The sequence below is a fragment of the Reichenbachiella sp. genome (assembly GCF_039944555.1).
Lineage (GTDB): Bacteria > Bacteroidota > Bacteroidia > Cytophagales > Cyclobacteriaceae > Reichenbachiella.
The window spans coordinates 346,309-365,306 of the sequence record NZ_JBDUYN010000008.1; the positions used below are offsets into that span (position 1 = coordinate 346,309).

Below are 18,998 nucleotides of genomic sequence, written 5' to 3' on the forward strand. Positions count from 1 at the left end.
CTAAGCCTTAGTAGGTTTGGGATTCCATATTTTATCCAGGACGGCATTGACCTCAAGCCATTGCTGTTGCTCTGCGATCAGTTCTTCCTTTCCTGCAGCGGTGATTTCATAATACTTCCTGGGTCTTGAATCATCACTTAGCGTCCAGTTGGACTGCACCAGCCCTTCCTTTTCGAGACGATGCAGCACTGGATATAGCATGCCATCCGACCATTCCAATTGGCCACCGGAAAGTTCTTTGACTTTTTTAATAATCAGGTAGCCATAGCTCCTACCCTGTCTGAGTACACCGAGGATAATCGGTTTGGTCGAAGCAGCAGATAAGTTTTTTGTAATCATCTCTTGTTGGAATTTACTTTTTCTATGTACAATTATAATCTATATACATAGAATTACAAAGTATAAAAATATAAAAGTACTTAGCCACTCACTTCCGTTAAACCCAATTGAGCTCAATTGTGAAATAAGCCATCAAAAACCCTAGACCGAACAAAAAGGCAGTCACAGTTGTTTGACTTACTAATATCAGTGATAACTTAAAGGTTGGATGAAGTAAAAAGCTGAACATACCTAACTAAACATAAACCCATGAAAGAATTTGATGCGATTATTATTGGCACAGGCCAGGCCGGACCTTCGATAGCGGCGCGATGTGCTGCTGAAGGATTGAAGACAGCGATTGTAGAAAGAAAACGTTTTGGTGGTACTTGTGTAAACAATGGCTGTACCCCAACGAAAGCGCTGGTCGCCAGTGCCAGATCTGCATTTATGGCCCGAAGAAGTTCTGATTATGGCGTAAACATCGAGGGTGAAATTACGGTTGACATGAAAGCGGTGAAAGCCCGTAAGGATAAAATTGTGAATCAATCCACGACCGGGGTTGAGAATTGGCTGAAGAATACAGAAAATATGACCGTTTTTGAAGGTCATGCCCGATTCGAGGGTGCCCATACGGTGAGCGTAGGAGAAGAGCTGTTGAAGGCTGACAAAATCTTCATTAATGTTGGAGGAAGGGCCTATGTCCCTGAAGGGTTTGAAGGTGTAGATTATCTTGACAACAGCAGTATCATGGATGTGGACTTTGTTCCGGATCATCTGATTATTATAGGGGGCAGTTATATCGGGCTGGAATTTGGCCAGATGTACAGGAGGTTTGGCAGCCAGGTCACAATTATTGAAAAAGGACCACGACTGGTCGGAAAAGAGGATGAAGATGTATCTGATGAAATCAGAAAAATCCTTGAGGAAGAAGGCATCAAGTTTCGATTCAATGCCACATGTCTGGGTGCCGCGATGGACGGTGATCAGGTCAAAGTTAATGTGGACTGTAAAAGCGGTGACAACGAAATACTGGGAAGTCACCTACTTGTTGCTACGGGCAGGCAACCCAATACAGACGACCTCGGATTGGAAAAAGCTGGCATCGCAGCAAATGAAAGAGGGTTTATTACTGTCGATTATCATTTACGCACCAATGTCGACGGTGTGTGGGCCCTGGGGGATTGCAACGGCAGAGGTGCCTTTACGCATACGGCTTACAATGATTTTGAAATCGTGGCTGCCAATCTGTTTGATCATGATCCGCGCAAAGTTTCAGATAGAATCACCTGCTATGGCCTTTTCATTGATCCTGCCCTGGGCCGAATCGGCATGACAGAAAATGAAGTCCGAAAATCCGGAAAAAAGGCCTTGATCGGCACACGTACCATGAAACGTATAGCTCGTGCAAAAGAAAAAGGAGAGACCCATGGTTTTATGAAAATATTGATCGATGCTGAGACCCATAAAATATTGGGTGCCACGATATTGGGGATCGAAGGGGACGAGATCATTCATTCCTTACTGGATATCATGTACGCAGATGCACCGTATAAGGTGATTCAGCGAGCGGTACATATACATCCTACGGTATCTGAACTCATCCCTACAACTCTCGCTGATTTGAAGCCGTTGGAATAGGCATGAAACTTAAAATATCTGCTATGGTGTCAAAATACTCGCTCTTCCTGGTACTTCTTCCTACGCTCTTTTGTACGCAGGCATGCGCTCAAAATGATTCGACCATGCCTTTTATTGATGTCACTACTACCCATTTAAATGTAGCCGGGTTAGGCAACAACACCATGGACGCTGCGGTAGCTGATATTGATAAGGATGGAGACCTAGATGTGATTCTTGCCATGGAGTATGTGGAGAACATAATCCTGATCAATGACGGCAAGGGTTCATTTGCAAATGAAAGTACGAGCCGGTTTCCACGCATCCGACGCGATTCCGAGGATATCGCCATCGCTGATTTTGACAATGACGGGGATCCGGATATCATATTTGTGAGCGAAGATGATCAGGTCAATGAATACTATCAAAACGATGGGAATGGTTTCTTCGTGGATATAGGTGACAAAATCCCAGTTCAGGGCACCTCAAATGCCGTAGAAACCGCTGATCTCAATGGGGATGGATTCTATGATTTGGTGATTGGAAATGCCGGTGCTAATTATCTCTTGATCAATGATGGTAGCGGTGGATTCATAGATGAGAGCGAGGCACGTTTACCTTCGTTGTCAGCGACTGCACAGGACATTGAGCTGTCAGATATTGATAACGATGGCGATCTGGATATCATAGAGGCCAATGAAACCACAAACGCGATACTGATCAATGATGGAAATGGCGTATTCAGTTACGATTCCAATCGCCTTCCGGCAATCAATGACCAAACCCGGGAAGTAGACCTGGGAGACATCGACAATGATGGTGATCTGGACATCGCATTCGCCAATGTAGATTTTGGCGGTATTGGTGATCCACAAAACAGATTGCTTTTAAACGATGGTCAGGGGTTCTTCACCGAATCACCTGGTTTACCCAAAAGTGCCTTACGCACGGTAGATATAGATTTCGCTGATTTGAACGGTGATGGGTTTTTAGATATCCTTTCCGGAAACCGGTTTAATGGTGATGAAAAATTGGTCTTGATCAACAACGGCAATCTAAATTTTGAAGATCAGACCACCTCCTATTTTCCCTCCACCAACATGTATGTGTTCGACTTTCAGATAGCAGATTTTAACGGCGATGGCATCGATGACATTTACCTGTGTGGGTTTAGAGGGCCGGACAAATTGTTGTTTGGGACAGGGGAAAAATAAATTAAGTACGTTGACCAAGTCGCTACACTCGGGAAGCTAATATTTCAACCCTATTTCCAAACCTGGCTCCGGCATATAAAACATCTCCATTCCATTCTGCTTCCATTCGAATTCCTCATTGAACTTAAGGATGAATTTTTTCATATTGGTGAATCTTACCGTTCGTTTGGGGTCGTCCTGATAGGCTCTGAAGAAATCCTCCCAATGTCCGATGATTATTCTTTTAGGCTTCAGATTAGCAATCAATTTTTCAGGATAGTCCTTCCCTTTCACATAATTAAAAGACGCTGCACCCAGAATAGCCAGATCAATGTCCTTTTCATTCAACACTTGATCATGCACAAATCCGTTAGGCGAAGGAGCTGCTGAGGACTGCACATAGATCCTGAACAAAACTTTTTTGTCTTCCATGAAATCAATCAAAAATGCGAAAGTCTTCCCTACTCTCCATTTCCCTGCTTTCGTTTTGTCAGTATCTGACGAAAAGCCCTTAATGGGTTTTGCCTTACCCCTGTAGAATCTAAATGGTACTGACAATAATCTAAAATGAGGGGCATGAGAAGTAGCAATGGGAAGCACCCGGATATTGGTGTTTGGAAGTGGTATCCACTTCCCTTCTTGTCTGGTATCTGCCTGATTAGGTTCGATATTCACCATATTGGCCCGGCCAATCACATTCCCAATTAAAGAATCTGCGGAGGCTGAGCCATATATCTTGGCATCTGGATCTAAATACTGATTATAAACATATGGAACATCCATGAGGTGATCATAATGAGAATGGGCGGCAAAGACTCCCACTACCTTATTCCTAAGATCATTTTTTATAGGGTCTAATGCATACGCAACATCCTTAGTTTTGGTAGCAACTTTTCCTGGCGGAAAACTATGGTGTGAAAAAAAAGGATCAATCAACAGGGCGTCCTCATCATTACCTATATAGTAACCACCACAACCGAGATAGCGCAAAAAGATTTGACCCCGAGGATTGGACGAAAAGGAAATATCAAAGTCTGTTGTTTTGAGCAATGACGAGTCAATTTCCGCATTTATCATTTGGCGTTTCTCGAAGAGGTTCGCTGTCTTCTTGCTACAAGAGCTACCTATAAGGAGAATGAACAAAAAAGGGGCAAGCGGCTGGCGTAATAACATAACTCTCTTAAAGAAACGAAAGTAACGAATTTACGGCGTATTCTTAAGCCACTCCAGTGGTCACTTCCTTGATGGCCTCATCAATTTCTGCAACATTTAAGGGCTTATTAAACACTTTCTCTATCAAATTGTCATTGATGGCCTGTTCCAATTCATCATCCTGATCTAGCGAGGTGAGAATAAAGCAAGCCATATTTTTGTATTGGTCTCGAGCTTCAATGATAAACTCAAGACCGTTCATTTCTGGCATTCGCATGTCACTGATGACAACGATGAATTCATCCTCAAGTTCCGCTATTTTATCCAGAGCTTCCTGACCGGAGCCAGCTACCAGAATCGAATATTTGGACTCAAAACTTTTTTCGAAAATCAAACGAGGGATGTCCTCGTCATCCACGTAAAGTACAGTAGTGTTCATATATTTTCCTTTCGCTGGTTTAAAGCTATAATTTAATCAATATTTTTTCAGTTGAAAAACCTGAGAGGAGTAAAGCAGGCAATTGCATTTAAAATCAGATCTCTGCCTGGGTTACTCCTAATCGAACAATTGAGGTCTCGAGACAGTCCATGCTTATCTAAACACAACCCTGACAGGATTTATAGGTACTTTAAATGCGTTTGCACTGGAGTGTAAAGACTTTGTCAGGCAGATTTAGGAATCACTGCTACACGGTACAGACCTCAAATAAAGCAATCTGTTATATCGAACCAATCTTGGCCATGTCCAGACATGGCTTGCATTTACCGCAGATTTGAGGGCTATTTTCATCCTTGTATATCGGTCGACGGCACCACCATGCCATTTTTCTAACCTCATCCGGTAGGAAATTCCAGATTTCTTCTTTGTCCATATCAATGACAGGATAGAGGTATTCCGGTTTTTCCATTTTGGCGAGTTGCAATACTAACTCCAGGATACCGTAAGTTTTGAGGTGCTGCTCTTCATCGGAATCTGTTCGATTTTCTAAATCGGTTTTTGTTCTACCCCGGGTTACTATTTTGATATTGCCATGCGAAGTACATACATTTCCAGCCACAAACGAACAGACATCCACGTCAAATGGAAACCGGCTGGTATTGAATGCATCAAATCCATTGGCATTAAATACACACTGAGAATATACAAAGGGCACTTTATGATTTTGGCTGTAATAATTGAGGATGTTTTTGACGGCAATCATTTCAGCCCGCGCCCGCTTTTCTCGATTGATCATGTGTATGTGATGAATGATCAGCTCATACTCATGATATTTTTCTTCGGTGATCAGTTTATGCAATACGGCTGTAGAATCCAGTCCCCCGGAGAACATGCAAAGAATACCTGGTTTTTTGTGTTGTTCCTCCATCGATCATGAAATTAATAACTTAATGATTACTTTTCATCAAGTAGCAAGGACAAAATTAGACACGCCGATCTTTTCCACTCAAAAATGGATTCAACTCTAACGCGTTGCAAATCCTCCGCTTGCAACCCCATCTAGCCACCAAAAATCGCTGATTATCTATCATTCATATCCCAATGGATGTGTAAAAAAAATTACATATTATTTCTTTATGTAAAAATAATTACATTAATTAGACCTTATGAACGCCCAGGAACTCAACAAAAGAGAACGACAAATATTAGACATCATCTACCAACTACACGAAGCCAGTGTGCAGGAAGTAGTGGATAGAATCGCGGATGCGCCCAGCTACAACGCCATTAGAGTGACCATGTATTTGCTAGAAAACAAAGGCTTTCTGATCCATCGTAGAGAGGGTGCTAAATATATATTTAAAGCCAAAAAAGCGAAGACCGAAGCGGGAAATTCTGCATTGGACCATATCCTGGTAACCTTCTTTGAGGGTTCAATACCTAAGTTGGTTAACTCTCTGATGGGCAGTGGTTCCAAGAACTTGTCAAAGCAGGAATTGAAAGAATTAGAAGCGCTCATTGAAAAAAAGAAAAAGCAAGAAAACAATCAATCATGATCGAATATCTATTCTTATCGAACTTCTGGATATTTAAATCGTCGTTTTTTTTAGCGATTGTCTTCCTATTCCAATGGTTGTTCTTAAGAAGGAAATCTGCTGCTTTTCGTCATATGATATGGGTTGTCGGCTTTGTCGGCGTACTGTCCTTGCCACTACTCTCTTTTTTTGTCAATCACACAGCGTCTGGTATTCAAATCCCAGTGGATGGAAATATCATTTTCTCGAGAGCTATTGCTCAAACCAGCACCGGTTTAACTGAACAGTTCAAAGGACATCCAGGCACTGCCAATATTGCGCACAATGAAGCAGAAGCCAATTCCAATTGGCTTGCAAAAACAAACTTGAAATTTTGGATAAATGCGGCATGGATTTTTGGGATTGCGGTCTATTTGATACGCCTGGTTACAGAAAGTATTTTTCTACATTTTCTGTATAAAAGATCTAAAAACGGAAATAGGCAATTGCATGAGCTACTTGATGAACTAAGCGGGATCAAACCCTCGAAACGGCAAACCAAAATTGTGCTCAGCGATCATATTGACATGCCTTTTACTACAGGATGGTCCAACTCCGTGATCTTTATTCCAACTCGTATCGGGCAATCCGAAAAACAGAAGCAAAGACTCATTTTGCTGCACGAATTGGCTCACATCGAAAGACTCGATGGGCTCAGTACTTTACTCACCCAATTGGCCTGTGCAGTGTGTTGGTACAATCCGTTGGTTTGGTTAGCTGCGAAAGCCAGCAAATTGGATATGGAAAAGGCATGTGATGATAGAGTTGTTCGAACCACTCATCATAAATATGATTATGCCGGAATGATGCTCGACATTCTTGAAATGTCAAGCCTGCGTCCGTTACGCGTTCAGAGCCGCCTGGCATTAGCTCATAAAAATGAGCTCAAATCCAGAATGACAGCACTACTCGATGACCAAATTGACCGTAAAAGGCTTGGAAGACACACCTTGGTTTCGGTAACCGTAATTGGTCTGGTAGCGCTTATTGGTCTGGCCACCCTCCGTGTCGTTGAAGAAATACCTCCAAAGAAACAGTCGACAGTCGACATCACTCAATACCTGCATCAGCTCGAAAACGGAACACACGAAGAACAAAAATATGCGGCATGGGCCTTAGGCACTGCCGAGACCGGGCTAGCTACTGACAAGCTTCTGCAGCAGCTAAGTCATCCGAACCCTGAAGTTCGAACCATGATTGTCTGGGCGTTGGGAGAATTGAAAGTTGGCAAAACACTATATCCATTATTGGCTTCTGCCGAGGACCCTGTTGCTTTAGTGAGGGAAATGGCCGCCAAGTCTATAGGAGAACTAGAAAACCCGGCTGCCATTGGTACCTTAAAAAGCTTATTGGTCGATGATGACATTGGAGTCAGGACTTCCGCCATATGGGCCTTGGGCGAAATCCGGACCAAAGAGTCACTGACGTTAGTCGGTCAGGGCCTATCCGATCAGGCACTGATGGTCAATAAAATGGCCTTGAAAGTGCTCAGTGAGAGAAAATTTCAAAGCTCCATTCCTGCAATTGCCAATTTGATCGATAGTGAAGATGAGCAATTGAGAGTATCGGCGACTCAGGCTCTCGTCCAAATGCGAGCAACTTCAACCTATCCTTATCTAATCAAAGCACTACAAGATCAAAGTCCAACCGTTCGAATGCAAGCCGTAAAGGGATTGGGAGGGATAAAGGACAAAAAAGCTGCACCCGTCCTGATACCTCTATTACAGGACCCCTCGATTCAAGTCCGGGAGATGGTGGTTTGGGCATTGGACGAACTAAAACTATAAAAAAAATTTATCATTAAATGTAAATATTTTTACATGTACAAATCATACCTCCTACTCTTCATTTTATTGACACCTTATTGGGATTGTAAAGCTCAAATTAATAACCAAAATCAAAGGCAAATTGAAATTAAAAAAATCAACACTTCGATACAGATCGATGGCAAAGTGGATTCCATCTGGTCTATAACTCATGCCACTACTGATTTTGTTAATCATAGACCATCAGATGTTGGCTTGGCCAAATCTCAGACAGAAGTGAAAATGCTCTACAACGATCAATTCATCTATATTTTAGCTAAAGCCTACCATTCGCACCAAGAGCACATCATCCAAAACCTTAAACGTGATGACTACTTCAGCAGTGACGGGTTTGGCGTACTCATGGACCCGATAAACAAACAAACGAATGGTTTCTTTTTCGGAATTAACAGTCGGGGTTCGCAGGCCGAAAGTCTGATCACTTCGTCCGGAGGCACAGATTGGAATTGGGATGCCAAGTGGTATTCGCGCGTCACGCACCACGATACCTATTGGATTGTAGAAATGGCAATTCCGTTTTTCACATTGAGGTACAATGCCAAGAACACTGCTTGGGGAATCAATTTTCTACGCAACGATTTGGGCAATAACATGTTTTCTACCTGGACTTCTTTTCCTGCCAACTTCAATGATTTGGACCTCGGCTATACGGGTTCGTTGAGCTGGGAAGATGATATTCCTGAAGTGAAAAAGAAAATCGCTATGGTTCCTAGTATGACAACCACCACTGGAAAGGACTTTGAGCAAGAAAAGTCCACCGAATGGGATTTCACTCCTTCATTAGACGCCAAAATAGCAGTTACTTCATCGCTAAATCTTGATTTGACCATAAACCCAGATTTTAGTCAGATCGAGGTTGATCGTCAAGTAACCAATTTGAGTCGGTTTAGTTTGTTTTTTCCTGAGAGGCGGACTTTTTTCCTGGAAAACAGTGATCTATTTACAGGCCTTGGCAGGTCTCAGATAAGCCCATTCTTTTCGCGGCGCATTGGTCTGAGTTCGGGTAAAAATATTCCTATAAAATTCGGAGCAAGATTGACAGGAAATCTCACTGAAAAACTTAGGATTGGCATGCTGAACGCCCAGACCGAAAGGGTATCTGAAACGAAGGCCCAAAACTATGGACTGTTGACACTCAAACAAAGGATTCTGAAAAGGTCATCCGTCAGCGGAATATTTGTAAATCGCCAACAAGTCAATACGGACGAAAATGACTATAACAGGGTGGTAGGAACCGAATTCAATTATTCAACCGAAAATGGATTTGTATCAGGTGATATCAAATACTATAAATCTTTCTCAGATGGTATAAAGGGATCCAACGACTTTGTCAGTGGGTCTATGTTTCTCAATTCTCGCGGTTATAGAGTGTACACACAATTTGACCACGTTGGCGACAACTACCTGGCCGATGTCGGGTTTACGCCAAGATTGTTCAATTATGATGCACTACGCGACACTACAGTCAGGGTCAACTATCAGCGATACAACTTTTTTGGTACTCGAGATTACAGACCTGCGAGTGGGCCAATCGTATTTCATGGCCCTCGTATTCAAAGCATCATTTACACCAATGATGGGAATCAATTCAATGAGCGTTATTCCTATATAGGTTATGAAATAGATTTTGCTGATCAAAGTCAGTTCGACTTCTCTATCAACAGCTACACAATCAACCTTCTCTTTCCTACTAATTTTCTTGATGCTGATAGCCCATTGCCGGCCAGAACTTATAGTTATTATGATTTGGTCTTCGATTGGGATTCTGACCCTCGAAAGCTGTTCGCCTATGGAACTGTCTTCACCTCCGGTACTTTTTTCAATGGTAAAAGAACCGGACTTCGGTCGTATCTACAATACCGTTTTCAGCCCTGGTTGCGACTTAGATTGGACCACAACTATAACCAGATTGAACTCGAAGAGTTTGGAAATGAAGACATTCATTTGGTCGGTCTGCGTAGTGAAGTGTCATTTTCTAACAATGTATTCTGGACCACATTTCTTCAATTTAATACCCAAAGCACCAATTTCAACATCAACAGCCGTTTTCAATGGCGATTCGCTCCATTAAGTGATCTGTTTGTGGTATACACCGACAACTATTTTTCTGATACGTTTGAAAGGAAAAATCGCTTTATATCAATTAAGATCAATTATTGGCTAAACTTTTAATTGGTAATCGGGGTAATCCTGTTCTTTGCCAGTCCCTCGAATTTTATCCGAATATTCCTTCTTCCAGCAGAGGTCTAAGTCACTTAGCTGTGAGATGTCAGAAAGCGTATCAGTCTTCTAGTGCTCGCAATTCTTCTTTTAGTTTCTTTGGCAAACCAGCAACTATCAATTCATAAGAGTGATCAATCAACTCGAAGATCAACTGGTCAGGAAGAGTACCATCGACATAAACTGAGTTCCATTGCTGCTTGTTCATATGATAGCCCGGGCGAATGGCCGGATGCTTGTCGCGAAGCTCAATGGCACGTTCGGGATCACATTTGAGATTGATGAATTCGAAAGTATCAATATCGCATATAGCAAATATTTTGTTCATGACTTTGAAAACCAAAGCGGACTCACTGAAAGGAAATCCTTCAGATACTCCAGGCTTGGCCAGGCAGTAATTTCGGTAAGATTCAACGTTGATCATTATTGGAAGAATATTTTTTTGCTGATGAAATAGATCATCCCCAGCAAAAACGCAATTATGGCAAATTTGTTTATCCCGTGCATCATCCGCAGATTCAAGTCTTTTTTAGTGTCTGGTTCTTTCTTTCTAAAGAAGTAACCAAATACTTCGCCAAGCGAAAAAAACTCTTTCAGTTTACTCTTTTCTTGTTCTTCTTCCATCAGTGTAGGATTGCTTCTATTTGTTCTGGCTCTACCCAGTTGCCGTCATCTTTAATGATCTGAATTAGTTCGTCTACGGCATAATCCGAATGTACAGATCGCTTCACTACTTCTTGTCCACGATACAGGGTGATTTTGTCTTTTCCGGAGCCTACATAACCATAATCGGCATCGGCCATTTCCCCTGGTCCGTTCACGATACATCCCATAATACCAATTTTAACCCCTTTTAGGTGATCTGTCCGTTTCCTGATCATCGCTGTGGTTTCCTGCAGGTCGAACAGTGTACGCCCACAAGACGGGCATGAGATGTACTCGGTTTTAGTCATCCGGGTTCTGGCAGCCTGGAGTATTCCGAAGGCCGTTTCATTTTCCACTTTTTTGCTGCCATTGCCAGCTAACATGACGCCGTCTCCCAAACCATCAATCAACAACCCTCCGATATCTGTAGCAGATGCCAATTGAAAATCTTCTACATCTTTGATCTCCTGATGCCAGTTGATCACCACCGGTAGTTTGATTTCTTTGATAATCAACTCAAAAATGAATCGACGTAAAGACGCCATCGCATGTTTGTTGTTAGTGTGCAACAGAAGGATGACATTGTCAACCTCCATGAGATCCTCAATAGCCTTTAAATCATCAGCCTCCAAGGACACGAATGCGAGTTGGTTTTTTGCAACTTTATCTAGCTGCCCTACCTTTAAAAGCGGGTATTTATTTTGTTGATCTTCCACGCCGGCCCAAACTTCATAGTCCATGATTTCCTGTAGGCCATTTGGAAGCATAAAATCAATCGGCTGACTACCTGTGTAAATATAGTCTGCTCCGTTGTCATTCATTCGCCATTTGTCTGGCTCAGGCAAATAGAAGTGTCCGATATCTCGAAGGTCTTTTATTCCAATCTCAGCCTTCTTACTAAAGTCGGCAATTACTCTAGGTACATTGTGATCCCCAAAGTTCAGCAGCTCTTTTGTTATCCTTCTTTCATAAACAAATGGGTCTACCGGACTCTTAGCCAATGGTGCTATTTCTGAATGCCCCACTCGATCTGCATATCGGTCAATCAAGGCCTGGGCCACAGGAGATTCGAACTCTGGCTCCTCGGTCAACGATACTCTGACAGTATCACCTAATCCATCTTCAAGCAGTGCACCAATACCTACAGCAGACTTGATTCTGCCATCTTCTCCGTCTCCGGCTTCCGTCACACCCAAATGAAGTGGATAGGGCCTCAATCCCTCTTCTTCCAGCTTATGCACCAATAAGCGATAGGCCTGAACCATTACTCTTGTGTTGCTGGCTTTCATAGAAATAACTATGTCATAGAATTCCAGGTCCTCACAGATTCGAAGAAATTCCAACGCCGATTCAACCATGCCCAATGGTGTATCTCCAAATCGTCCCATGATTCGATCAGAGAGCGAACCATGATTAGTGCCTATGCGCATGGCGGTACCTTTTTCCTTACAAATTTTTACAAGTGGTTCAAATTTTTCTCTAATTCGCTCCAGTTCTTTTTGGTAGGTTTCGTCCGTATATTCCAGCTCTTCGAATTTCTTTTTGTCCGCATAGTTGCCAGGGTTCACCCGAACCTTCTCTACGATCTTTGCAGCTAGTTCGGCTGCATTGGGTGTGAAATGAATATCGGCAACCAATGGAACCTGATAGCCTTTCGCTCTTAGTCCTTTTTTAATCTCCTCCAGGTTTTGAGCTTCCTTGATACTGGGAGCGGTAATTCTTACATATTCACTGCCGGACTCCACCATTCTAATGGATTGTGCAATAGATCCCTCTGTGTCCATAGTATCTATCGTTGTCATCGACTGTACTCTAATAGGGTTGTTACCTCCCAGCGGCACACCACCGATATTAACTTCAATGGTTTTTATTCTCTGATATGCTGTGAGTGATGGACAGTATTTATGAGATTCGGACATGTTGCAAAAATAGTGATGAAGACCTTTTCCGAAGTTCTAAACTTTGGAAAAGATTAAGTCAATAACTAAATATCCCCTAGCTGAGGGCGGATGACCAGTTCTTCGATGACCGTACTTTTCGACATCTGATGTGCGGACCAAATCGATTCCGCCACATCTGAGGCTCGTATGAAACGTTCTTCAGGTAAGTCAACTCCTTCCCAACTGGCTGTATAGGTGGCTCCAGGGTGTACAGCAGTCACACGGATACCATGCGACTTTAATTCTTCTCTGAGCCCAAGCGACAGTCCATGCAAGGCAAATTTGGAGATGCTGTACGACCCGCCATTCGGATAAGCTTTGAGGCCGGCTACCGAACAAATATTAAAAATGTCTCCTGACCTCTCCTTTATCATCATTGGTATAATACCACGGGAAAGATGATATGCACTATACAGATTGGTATTAATCATATGTTCAAGAGCGCCCTCTTCCTCAGCATGAATTTCTCCCGGCACGAAAGTTCCAGTATTGTTGACCAGCACATCCACGGAGGTAACGGACGATTGTACAAAATCAACAAAATTTTTGGCTTCTTCGATTTTAGACAGATCTGCCTTACACGTCAGAACCTTGATGTTTTGATGATCATTGGACAATGTTTCTTTCAATGCATTCAGATCCTGAGCATTTCTTGCACAGGCAATAATATCAAAGCCTTCTGAGGCAAATTTATTAATAATAGCCCGGCCAATTCCTTTGGTTCCTCCTGATACTACGATGGTCTTGTTCATGCTGTCGTATTTAATCTTGTAAGCAAATTAAGTGTTTAAGAAAATAATTGTTGGTAAAGTGATTTTAAATTCTGAGAGGTAGTCGAAAATTGTTATTTTGGTGGCGAAATTAAAAATCTGAATGGCTAGCCTAGGACGTTTTATATTATTTGTTGGATCTATGTTTGTGAGAAGGGAGAGCTTTCTTACCTACGTTCGACTGACGGTAAACGAAGGCATTAAAATCGGAATCAACTCCATTTTCATCGTGTCCATAGTTTCTATCTTTATTGGAGCAGTCACGACTCTTCAAACAGCCTACAACCTGGTCAGCCCATTTATCCCCAACTATGTGATTTCGCTAGTGGTCCGAGACATGACTATTTTGGAACTTGCCCCTACCGTAATGGCTATTGTATACGCAGGTAAGGTAGGCTCCAATATTGCCGGCGAATTGGGTACTATGCGAATTTCTGAGCAGATTGATGCACTCGAGGTCATGGGAATCAACTCCGCCTCCTATCTTGTATTACCCAAGATCATTGCTTCATTTTTCATGTATCCGATGCTTGTGGTGCTTTCAGCATTCTTGTGCATCACTGGCGGCTATCTTGCTGGTACGCTTACAGGTACGCTCACAGGGTACGAGTATGTATATGGCATCAGGTATGAATTTGTTGAATGGAATGTGACATTTGCGCTCATTAAATCATTCACCTTTGCACTCGTGGTGGCCTCTATTTCCGCTTATAAGGGCTATTTCACCAGTGGAGGCGCCCTTGAGGTCGGACAAGCGAGTACTGCTGCTGTAACCAACAGTTGCATTGGTATTCTAACCGCTGATTTTCTGCTAACTAAATTATTGATCTAAGGATGATAGAAGCGCAAAATATCAGCAAAGCCTTTGACGGTAAAGAGGTTATCAAAGATATCAGCATAACATTTGATCAGGGTAAAACCAATTTGATCATTGGGGCCAGTGGTACCGGGAAAAGTGTACTACTAAAATGCATTGTCGGATTGATACAGCCTGATCAAGGTCATGTTCTTTTTGATGGCCGCGATTTCACAAATGCCGGAAAAAATCTAAAAACTCAAATTCGAAGAGAGATCGGCATGCTGTTTCAGGGAGGTGCACTTTTCGACTCAATGACGGTTGAAGAAAATGTCATGTTTCCTTTGAATGTCCTGACTACCATGGAAAAGGAAGAAAAATTGGATCGTGTAAATCATTGTCTTGAAAGAGTTGAATTGACGAATGTCAATACAAAAATGCCTTCAGAGTTAAGCGGTGGAATGAAAAAGCGTGTTGGAATTGCCAGAGCTATTGTGAATCATTCCAAGTATTTGTTCTGCGATGAACCCAATTCAGGACTCGATCCACAAACCTCGATTACGATAGACAACCTAATCAAAGAAATCACCGAAGAACTCAACATTACTACTGTGGTAGTCACCCATGATATGAATTCCGTCATGGAAATTGGCAATAAAGTGAGCTTTATCCATCAAGGCCAAAAACTTTGGGAGGGCAATAATGAATCCATTTTCGACTGTGAAGTAAAAGAACTTCAGGATTTCATATTTGCAAACAATTTAATGCGAAATGTAAAGCGTCAGCGTAGTTGATTAGGTGTTGAACCAAAGTAACAATAAGGTTGCTGAATAACTGATCACTGCGGCAATGAGTTTTAAGATCTTCCAATAAAACTCGTCCCCTTTTTTAACAAGATAACCAAGTAACATCATAACAGGTAGATTTTAATGTTACTCGAAGTACAAAAAAATATTGATTAGATAAAAATTATTTATACCAAGTACGAGATAATCTCGATGGATTGAGCTTATTACACGGTTAACAGTTCTGATAAATCCTTTAAAATAAAGCCGTTACTTGCATTCTGCCCATATGAATGACAGGTCTGTCAGTAGACTTCCTACCCTCATAGCCAAGGTTAATTTGAAGACCTGAGATCAATTTCTGACTATAATTGAACCGCCAGGAATAGTTAGTTCCAGGTTGTAGGGCCTCAAGAAGTTCATATGCTGCGGCGGTGTTTAAGTCTCCTTCAAATGAAATGTCGGCAACTCGAAAGTTGGCATTCAATGCATTTTTAATACCATTCGACCAGCGCGACTCAAACAAAACTTCATGTATTTTTGATTTTTCTGTCCCATCGGCCACTTGCACGTTGTTTTTTGACGCAAGTCTATAGGTAGAGCTAAATCGCACGTTACTGGTAGGTTGCCAAATAAGGCCTGGCATAAATTCTGTTTCATTTATAAGATAGTTTCTATCTTCTTGAAACTGGGAGGCATTTTCTTTTTCAGCACGATTATAACCACTTGTCAGGGTAAGTTCCTGGGTAAGGTGAAACCGAACGTTCAATGTATATTTACGATTAGCTCTAGATTCAATACCTCTTGAGATCAGCTGCTTTGAATGATTGACCTGATAACCAATATCCCCACCAAAACCTCGGCCTGATCTATTATAGAAGAATACCGTTCGAAGTGCATCACGTACAAAAATCAAGTCAGCATTGGCAATATCAAGATCAAATGGGTTGAATCTGGAGCCAAAACTGTCGTTCGTATTTTTCTTATTGATATTGATGTTCGTTCGGTTCGAAACTTTAGTCAATGCTCGGCCTACTCTACCAGAATTTTTCCACTTTCTAGGCATTTGAGAATTGATAGTGAATGTAAAAACGGTATTGAAAGCATTTACGAAATCTGTGGTCGGTACAAATACTCTAATATAATTGCGCTCATCGAAATTAACCGCTTCAAAAAACTCGGTGAGGTCTTGCACACCATCTTGGTTAAGGTCTCTCCAGGTATGAGTGCCTTCTCCTCCAGCTACTTCTACATAGATGTATTCTCTAAGAATTTCACGACTACTCAAAGTGGCGTAGGAAAGATCCGTTCTGATGTGCTGATCCAGCAAACCACCTTGCCAATTAAGCCTGCCAAGAATTGAGCTTTCATCGTCCAACTCGCTAAATGCCTCCTGATAGCTTATCTGTCGATACGTAAATGTAAGATCAATACGATTGGCTTTGTTTAGATAACCGGAGGCATTGGAGGCAAACGTTTTCGAGTTTGAATAGGGAAGAATTGAGCCACTCCTTACATTCTTATCCTCTCTCAAAATATAGTCCAATTGGTAGTTAACTTTTAGTGAATCATTATTCCTTAGGTAAAACTTGTGAGAAGTAAAATTCATGGCAGTCCGATATAGCGAATCATTGGCGGCCAAACGCACTTCATTTTGATCTTGTTGAATTTTATATCCAGGTACTATAAAGAACTTATCCATGAAGATTTCGCTAAACCATCTCCTCCATTTAGACTTTTCAATGAGGTTCTCATTTTTTAAAAAGAAATGACCACCAGATAGTTTTACTGCGCCAAAACTTTTTCTTAATTCAAAGTCATGCTGAAAGCCGTCAATAGCATTGCGCTTCTTACGCATGGAGAACCTGGTAGAGGCCATATTCCTAAAGTCCCGATACAGCAAGGCAGAACTGTTAAATATATTGTCCGCGGTCCTGAAAGTGTCGGATTGAGGGAAATAACTCCAGTCTCTGTCATACTCAATGGTGCGATATCTATCTATAGGTTTGAAATCTGCACCATCGTGTTCAAAATCTAGCATAGCTGAAAACTCAGACTCAGGCATGAGTTCAAGTGGGATCTTTTCAGCCTTCAAACCCACCTTATACGCCATATCCTTGTTGTCATCATTACCAATTGGTGAAAAGAGGTTGAGGTCGTGATCTGAAAAGGCCAATTCTCCAAATGCCGAGATGTGATCAGATAATTTAATTTCGGCTCCGACAACCACTAATTGTCGGACATTAGGAGCTGGAACAAACCTGATGGACTCAAATGACCCCTGATTAATTCCTGCACTAGGCGAAACCCATTCGTAGATTCTGCCATTCACATCATTGATCAGCAACTGGTACGCTCCATTTCCAGCGCCCACGTCTGAAAATGCCACACGATAGAGCTGCTGTGTAGAATCTCTTGAATAAACAAAGACAGCACTCGTATTTCCGTCTAAATCGACTGTATCTCTTTTCTCATACAACACGGTGTTTGGATTGAAGTCCGCGGCACTTTCTCCTGAGATTGGTGCTGGTAACCGATCATCTCCTGACAGGCTCATTTGTGTTTTATCGTCATCGGTGAGTGAAAAAGCCAATGGTTTGTTTTCGTTGTCCTTTTCTCTGTAATACTCAATATGGAAAATACTTTTTTCAGTAGTTATTTCTTGTCTTGCGTTGATCACTGATCGGCTATAGTTCTGGTCAGAGTACTCATAGGTCACCCTGATTCTTGTAAATTGAGTGATTTGAATAGTGGGGGAAAATGTAATTTCTCCAAGATTGTAGTCAATGATGTAATCATTGTTGTAACCCCTCGTTAGCACTCTCCCATCCAAATATATCTTCTCGGAGTTGGCCAGGACTACCACAAATCGTTGTCCGCCAGGGCCAGACAACTGATAAGGCCCCTGCAATCCTTCGATGGCCGTAACAGTTATATCAGCGAACTGACCTTTTGCAGCTGCGACTGCCAACGAAGACCTTGCCTTGATTTTGGCGCTCATGTTGTAAGTAAAATCGAGCTGACCTCCTTGTACATTTTTATAATACCTCATAAAGTTCGAATGGCCGTTGGTGAGCACAACATCTCCAGCTTTGAGCGACAGGTTTTCATTATAAATTTCAAAGAGGATATTATCAAATTCTCTGAGCTGCAGCGTATTACCGTCAGGTTGAAAAGGAACATTTTGATCTGTAATATCCGCACGGATATTGAGGTTATCTGATAGTTTGCCTTCCATTTGAAAATTAAAAACTGAATTAACATTGAGGTTTTGCGAATTTCCAAAGGTTACACCACGCGATAAGCTGCCGGTCTTATAAATCTCAGGGGTTGAAAAAAGTTCTTCCTTTTGATAAACATAATTGTTGATGGTAGGTCGTCGGCTAAATGAAGCGGTAGAATCGTAAAGGGTTTTGGACTTGTGCGCATAAGTCTTGTGTCGAGAAATAGGAATTACTCGATAGCACAGTTTCATTGGTTCGGAAATAACATCGCTAAAAATCACCTTTCCAGTATCGGCATCATATTTAAAAAACTGTTCCGGAATCAGTGCTATTGACTCAGGATCGATAACCAAGCTGTCCTTCAAAACTATTGATGAGACTCCTTTCTCAACAGACAAGCATCTCAAAGAAGATTGTGCATTAGCCGTCAACGATAATACGAGTGAGCCCATTAGCCAAATACCTCCTATAACCCTCCGTGAAAATGACATAGCAG

16 protein-coding genes are annotated in these 18,998 nt (G+C 41.9%); 7 read left to right on the plus strand and 9 right to left on the minus strand.

Features of this window, described 5'->3' with window-relative positions; translation table 11 throughout:
* Entirely contained in the window at positions 1 to 339 is a 339-nt protein-coding gene (locus ABJD64_RS15150) for a PadR family transcriptional regulator (RefSeq protein WP_348182989.1), read from the minus strand.
* 249 nt (positions 340 to 588) lie between these two features.
* Between ABJD64_RS15150 and ABJD64_RS15155 the strand changes: the two genes are divergently transcribed.
* On the plus strand, positions 589 to 1,959 hold the full coding sequence (locus ABJD64_RS15155) for an FAD-containing oxidoreductase (protein WP_348182991.1): 1,371 nt from the start codon (positions 589 to 591) through the stop codon (positions 1,957 to 1,959).
* Between the two features lie 2 nt (positions 1,960 to 1,961).
* Positions 1,962 to 3,152, plus strand: a complete 1,191-nt coding sequence (locus ABJD64_RS15160; protein WP_348182993.1) for a VCBS repeat-containing protein — start codon at positions 1,962 to 1,964, stop codon at positions 3,150 to 3,152.
* Positions 3,153 to 3,188: 36 nt separating this feature from the next.
* Here ABJD64_RS15160 and ABJD64_RS15165 read toward each other — a convergent pair whose 3' ends face one another.
* From ABJD64_RS15165 to ABJD64_RS15175, 3 genes are all read right to left on the minus strand, one after another.
* Complete coding sequence (locus tag ABJD64_RS15165; RefSeq protein WP_348182995.1) at positions 3,189 to 4,208, minus strand: hypothetical protein; 1,020 nt, start codon at positions 4,206 to 4,208, stop codon at positions 3,189 to 3,191.
* 139 nt (positions 4,209 to 4,347) lie between these two features.
* Entirely contained in the window at positions 4,348 to 4,722 is a 375-nt protein-coding gene (locus tag ABJD64_RS15170) for a response regulator (RefSeq protein WP_348182997.1), read from the minus strand.
* Positions 4,723 to 5,002: 280 nt separating this feature from the next.
* The gene (locus ABJD64_RS15175; protein ID WP_348182999.1) at positions 5,003 to 5,650 is read right to left on the minus strand and encodes a hypothetical protein; all 648 of its coding nucleotides are present in this window, start codon (positions 5,648 to 5,650) and stop codon (positions 5,003 to 5,005) included.
* Positions 5,651 to 5,888: 238 nt separating this feature from the next.
* On the opposite strand from ABJD64_RS15175, the gene ABJD64_RS15180 reads away from it, so the two are divergent.
* The 3 genes from ABJD64_RS15180 to ABJD64_RS15190 are packed head-to-tail and all read left to right on the plus strand — an operon-like array spanning position 5,889 to position 10,294.
* Complete coding sequence (locus tag ABJD64_RS15180; protein WP_348183001.1) at positions 5,889 to 6,278, plus strand: BlaI/MecI/CopY family transcriptional regulator; 390 nt, start codon at positions 5,889 to 5,891, stop codon at positions 6,276 to 6,278.
* Positions 6,275 to 8,083, plus strand: coding sequence for a M56 family metallopeptidase (locus ABJD64_RS15185; protein ID WP_348183003.1), 1,809 nt, complete (start codon positions 6,275 to 6,277; stop codon positions 8,081 to 8,083). The genes ABJD64_RS15180 and ABJD64_RS15185 overlap by 4 nt, the downstream gene beginning before the upstream one ends.
* A gap of 33 nt (positions 8,084 to 8,116) precedes the next feature.
* Positions 8,117 to 10,294, plus strand: coding sequence for a DUF5916 domain-containing protein (locus ABJD64_RS15190; RefSeq protein WP_348183005.1), 2,178 nt, complete (start codon positions 8,117 to 8,119; stop codon positions 10,292 to 10,294).
* A gap of 109 nt (positions 10,295 to 10,403) precedes the next feature.
* Here the strand turns inward: ABJD64_RS15190 and ABJD64_RS15195 are convergent, their stop codons facing one another.
* The 4 genes from ABJD64_RS15195 to ABJD64_RS15210 form a co-directional block, all read right to left on the minus strand.
* Positions 10,404 to 10,766 carry an MmcQ/YjbR family DNA-binding protein gene (locus ABJD64_RS15195; RefSeq protein WP_348183007.1) on the minus strand — a complete coding sequence of 121 codons (363 nt, stop codon included), beginning with the start codon at positions 10,764 to 10,766 and terminating at the stop codon, positions 10,404 to 10,406.
* Positions 10,766 to 10,966 carry a DUF6728 family protein gene (locus ABJD64_RS15200; RefSeq protein ID WP_348183009.1) on the minus strand — a complete coding sequence of 67 codons (201 nt, stop codon included), beginning with the start codon at positions 10,964 to 10,966 and terminating at the stop codon, positions 10,766 to 10,768. The genes ABJD64_RS15195 and ABJD64_RS15200 overlap by 1 nt, the downstream gene beginning before the upstream one ends.
* A complete protein-coding gene (ispG, locus tag ABJD64_RS15205; protein WP_348183011.1) occupies positions 10,966 to 12,906 on the minus strand; it encodes a (E)-4-hydroxy-3-methylbut-2-enyl-diphosphate synthase in 1,941 nt (646 codons plus the stop codon). Before ispG ends, ABJD64_RS15200 begins: the two co-directional genes overlap by 1 nt.
* A gap of 65 nt (positions 12,907 to 12,971) precedes the next feature.
* On the minus strand, positions 12,972 to 13,679 hold the full coding sequence (locus ABJD64_RS15210) for an SDR family oxidoreductase (protein WP_348183013.1): 708 nt from the start codon (positions 13,677 to 13,679) through the stop codon (positions 12,972 to 12,974).
* A gap of 121 nt (positions 13,680 to 13,800) precedes the next feature.
* Between ABJD64_RS15210 and ABJD64_RS15215 the strand changes: the two genes are divergently transcribed.
* Both ABJD64_RS15215 and ABJD64_RS15220 read left to right on the plus strand, forming a co-directional pair.
* Positions 13,801 to 14,529 carry an ABC transporter permease gene (locus tag ABJD64_RS15215; protein ID WP_348183014.1) on the plus strand — a complete coding sequence of 243 codons (729 nt, stop codon included), beginning with the start codon at positions 13,801 to 13,803 and terminating at the stop codon, positions 14,527 to 14,529.
* Positions 14,530 to 14,531: 2 nt separating this feature from the next.
* Entirely contained in the window at positions 14,532 to 15,287 is a 756-nt protein-coding gene (locus ABJD64_RS15220) for an ATP-binding cassette domain-containing protein (protein ID WP_348183016.1), read from the plus strand.
* A 247-nt stretch (positions 15,288 to 15,534) separates the two neighbouring features.
* On the opposite strand, the gene ABJD64_RS15225 is transcribed toward ABJD64_RS15220, so the two are convergent.
* Positions 15,535 to 18,993: a hypothetical protein gene (locus ABJD64_RS15225; RefSeq protein ID WP_348183018.1), complete on the minus strand. Its 3,459-nt coding sequence runs from the start codon at positions 18,991 to 18,993 to the stop codon at positions 15,535 to 15,537.
* Positions 18,994 to 18,998: the final 5 nt, after the last annotated feature.

Coding starts and splice junctions, on each gene's coding strand:
- ABJD64_RS15150 (WP_348182989.1), bottom strand. CDS start 339: ATGATTACAAAAAACTTATCTGCTGCTTCGACCAAACCGATTATCCTC.
- ABJD64_RS15155 (WP_348182991.1), top strand. CDS start 589: ATGAAAGAATTTGATGCGATTATTATTGGCACAGGCCAGGCCGGACCT.
- ABJD64_RS15160 (WP_348182993.1), top strand. CDS start 1,962: ATGAAACTTAAAATATCTGCTATGGTGTCAAAATACTCGCTCTTCCTG.
- ABJD64_RS15165 (WP_348182995.1), bottom strand. CDS start 4,208: ATGATAAATGCGGAAATTGACTCGTCATTGCTCAAAACAACAGACTTT.
- ABJD64_RS15170 (WP_348182997.1), bottom strand. CDS start 4,722: ATGAACACTACTGTACTTTACGTGGATGACGAGGACATCCCTCGTTTG.
- ABJD64_RS15175 (WP_348182999.1), bottom strand. CDS start 5,650: ATGGAGGAACAACACAAAAAACCAGGTATTCTTTGCATGTTCTCCGGG.
- ABJD64_RS15180 (WP_348183001.1), top strand. CDS start 5,889: ATGAACGCCCAGGAACTCAACAAAAGAGAACGACAAATATTAGACATC.
- ABJD64_RS15185 (WP_348183003.1), top strand. CDS start 6,275: ATGATCGAATATCTATTCTTATCGAACTTCTGGATATTTAAATCGTCG.
- ABJD64_RS15190 (WP_348183005.1), top strand. CDS start 8,117: ATGTACAAATCATACCTCCTACTCTTCATTTTATTGACACCTTATTGG.
- ABJD64_RS15195 (WP_348183007.1), bottom strand. CDS start 10,766: ATGATCAACGTTGAATCTTACCGAAATTACTGCCTGGCCAAGCCTGGA.
- ABJD64_RS15200 (WP_348183009.1), bottom strand. CDS start 10,966: ATGGAAGAAGAACAAGAAAAGAGTAAACTGAAAGAGTTTTTTTCGCTT.
- ispG (WP_348183011.1), bottom strand. CDS start 12,906: ATGTCCGAATCTCATAAATACTGTCCATCACTCACAGCATATCAGAGA.
- ABJD64_RS15210 (WP_348183013.1), bottom strand. CDS start 13,679: ATGAACAAGACCATCGTAGTATCAGGAGGAACCAAAGGAATTGGCCGG.
- ABJD64_RS15215 (WP_348183014.1), top strand. CDS start 13,801: ATGGCTAGCCTAGGACGTTTTATATTATTTGTTGGATCTATGTTTGTG.
- ABJD64_RS15220 (WP_348183016.1), top strand. CDS start 14,532: ATGATAGAAGCGCAAAATATCAGCAAAGCCTTTGACGGTAAAGAGGTT.
- ABJD64_RS15225 (WP_348183018.1), bottom strand. CDS start 18,993: ATGTCATTTTCACGGAGGGTTATAGGAGGTATTTGGCTAATGGGCTCA.